This window comes from Pseudoalteromonas sp. Z1A6, from assembly GCF_011378745.1.
Classification (GTDB): Bacteria; Pseudomonadota; Gammaproteobacteria; order Enterobacterales; family Alteromonadaceae; genus Pseudoalteromonas; species Pseudoalteromonas arctica.
This window is the reverse complement of the sequence record NZ_WTKW01000441.1, coordinates 1-2,955: the sequence shown is the minus strand read 5'-3', so window position 1 is coordinate 2,955 and position 2,955 is coordinate 1. Positions and strand designations below refer to the sequence as shown.

3 protein-coding genes are annotated in these 2,955 nt (G+C 37.5%); 2 read left to right on the top strand and 1 reads right to left on the bottom strand.

The annotated features are described in order from the left end of the window. The first annotated feature begins 190 nt into the window (after positions 1-190). On the top strand, positions 191-1,441 hold the full coding sequence (locus tag GQR46_RS18255) for a sodium:proton antiporter (RefSeq protein WP_024590868.1): 1,251 nt from the start codon (positions 191-193) through the stop codon (positions 1,439-1,441). Between the two features lie 102 nt (positions 1,442-1,543). Here the strand turns inward: GQR46_RS18255 and GQR46_RS18250 are convergent, their stop codons facing one another. Continuing rightward, the gene (locus GQR46_RS18250) at positions 1,544-2,092 is read right to left on the bottom strand and encodes a hypothetical protein (protein WP_165741925.1); all 549 of its coding nucleotides are present in this window, start codon (positions 2,090-2,092) and stop codon (positions 1,544-1,546) included. Positions 2,093-2,471: 379 nt separating this feature from the next. On the opposite strand from GQR46_RS18250, the gene GQR46_RS18245 reads away from it, so the two are divergent. Beyond that, the gene (locus tag GQR46_RS18245) at positions 2,472-2,876 is read left to right on the top strand and encodes a hypothetical protein (protein WP_165741922.1); all 405 of its coding nucleotides are present in this window, start codon (positions 2,472-2,474) and stop codon (positions 2,874-2,876) included. Positions 2,877-2,955: the final 79 nt, after the last annotated feature.

Below are 2,955 nucleotides of genomic sequence, written 5' to 3'. Positions count from 1 at the left end.
GGCTTTTTGTTTTATTTAATGCGTGAGTTAATACTTTAATAGAGTAGGGTGTGTATTTATAATTAATATTTTGGGTATGCTTGTTTAGGCTACGCGAATATAATGCGAGATAACCGAATAAAAAATAATAACCCTTCTGCTTTGCTTGTTTTGAGCAAGGTATCATTAAATAAATATTGAGATTTAAACCATGGCACCAGGAACCAGCCTAAGCGTACTTGAAATAAGTGCGATATTTTTATCAATTACCGCGTTACTCACCTATGTAAACCATCGCTTTATTGGCTTGCCAACAACCATTGGCGTTATGGTTATTTCGATGCTTTTATCTATCGGCGCTATATTTTTGGGCTTTTTAGGGTTTGATGATCTTATAGATTACGAAGTGAGCTTGCTCGATCAGTTAGATTTTACTGAAGTTTTGCTTGATGGCATGCTCTCTATGCTGCTTTTTGCTGGGGCGCTACATGTAAATGTTAGCGATTTAAGGCGCTATAAATTGCCAATCGGTATTTTGGCCTGTGTTGGTACGTTGCTATCAACGGTTATTATTGCAGGCGCGCTTTATTTAGTGCTTCCTTTGCTCGGTTTTGATTTAGCGTTTATTTGGTGTTTACTGTTTGGCGCATTAATTTCGCCAACCGATCCGATTGCGGTAATGGGAATTTTACAATCTGCGGGTGCGCCTAAAAGTATTGAAACCGTGATTGCGGGTGAATCGTTGTTTAACGATGGTATAGGCGTGGTTATTTTTGTGCTTTTATTGGGTGTTTTATCAAGTGGTGATATTCCTACAACCTATTATGTAGCGCACACGCTGGCGGTAGAAGCCGGTGGCGGTATTGTTTTTGGTTTGGTATTAGGTGGTATTTTATATTACTTACTTAAAAGTATTGATAGTTACCAAGAAGAAGTACTACTTACTTTAGCGGGCGTTATTGGTGGCTATGCACTGGCTAGCCATTGGCATTTGTCGGGCCCACTTGCAATGGTAATGATGGGGCTAATGGTGGGCAATCATGGACGTAGTATGGCTATGAGCGACAAAACACGCCATTACGTTGATTTATTTTGGGAGCTGATTGACGAAATTTTAAATGCCATTTTATTTGTACTCATAGGGCTTGAAGTCGTCATGATTGCATTTTCGAGTAATTTGTTTATTGCTGGTGGCTTAACAATTTTAATCGCGTTACTCGCACGTTTAATTGTTGTGGGTATAACAACCACTACATTTAATAAGCAATTAGAGTTGCCATCTGGCGCATGGAAAGTTTTAACCTGGGGTGGCTTGCGTGGTGGTATTTCGGTTGCACTGGTATTGCAACTACCTGATGGGAACGAGCGCGATATTTTGTTGGCTCTCACTTATGCGGTTGTGGTTTTTTCTATTTTAATTCAGGGTTTGAGTATTGGTAAAGTAGCCAAAACTATCCGTTAAATATAAATCGGTTAGATCAAACCTGTTAAATGTAATTTATTATAAAGCGTGTGAAATAGCTGTATTTCACACGCTTTTTATTTTTCTTATAAAAAAGGGTAATTAAAACGTAAAGCTGAGCTGCACACCGCTGTAAATATGTTCTTGTGCTTCCCAGTAGTCGCCATCTATTTGGCGTGCTCGGGTAAATACTTCTATTTTAAATGGCTTAAAGTGATAACCCGCACCTATACCTGCGTAACCGTCTATGTCGTTGTTCGATTTTTCTATTTGGTAGGTGTTATCGCCTCTATCGTTTTTAAAGGCGAGTTCGAACAGATCTAAGCCAAACTCGGCGTATATAAAAAAGTCATTAAAATAGCCAAGCTTCATTCCATTATCCCAGGTAATAAACTCTTCTTGCTCGCCTTGTTTATTATCGACTACTGCCGCGCCAATTGCGCTTGTAAAAATAACACCAAAGTGACTGTTATTTTGTTTGACCATCATTTCGACACCAACAGATGTAATGCTGCTATCGCCATTAAATTCTGATTTTATAAACATACCGGTGTTAGGCGTATTATTACCAAGTAAAAGCCTTGCATCAGCATTTTGGCTAAATGCTAAAAGCGTGCTTAATAAAACAAAAAGGGGGAGTGTGTGTTTCAAAAAAGTGAACCCATTAATGATGAAAAGTTACCAGAGCCGTAATTATAAATACATGACTTAGTATTGCATGTAATTAAATGTGTAAATTTGTTTGATTGTTATTCAGCTATGCCAAAGCAAGGTGCTTAAAATAAAACCGACTAAATAAAAGCATAAATAATTATATGTATTTTGAAATGCAAAGTAGCGATTTTAGGCACGTAAGATAGTGCGTAAGTTATTTAAATATATAGAAAAAGTTCAAACGCATTAGACTAAGGTCTATAGGTTAATTTTTCTCACTTATTAGGTTTGTTTTAATCGTTTGTCGGGGTTGTGTTAATTCACTAAAGTTCAGTTGTCGGCAACAAGCACGGCTTAACTAATCAGGAATATAATCATGAAAACACTTATCAAAACTATCGCTCTTAGCTCACTATTAACATGTTCAGCTGCTGCAATGGCTGATCAAAGTGACTACAAATTAATGGTTATTGAAACTGCAACAGCGCCACAGCCACTTGAGCAATCATTTAATAGCTGCGCACTGAATGTTAAGTCAAAAAATTATGCACAAGCGGAAGAAATTTGTACTAAAGCAATCGCACTTTTAAAAGACGCAGATGGCCCTAAATTTAAAGTACGCCAACTTACGTCATTCGCATTAAGCAACCGTGGTGTTGCACGTTTAAAAGCGCATAACGATACTGCTGCACTTGCTGATTTATACGAAGCATCAAAATTGTCTAACAGCACAATGGTATCGCACAATTTAACTCGCGCTAAAGAAGAGTTATCGTTATAAAAAACGTTTATAACGTGTTTTATAAAGTGCTTACTAAAGCATGATATAAAATAGCGAGAGTAAAAAAGCCGATGTTGGG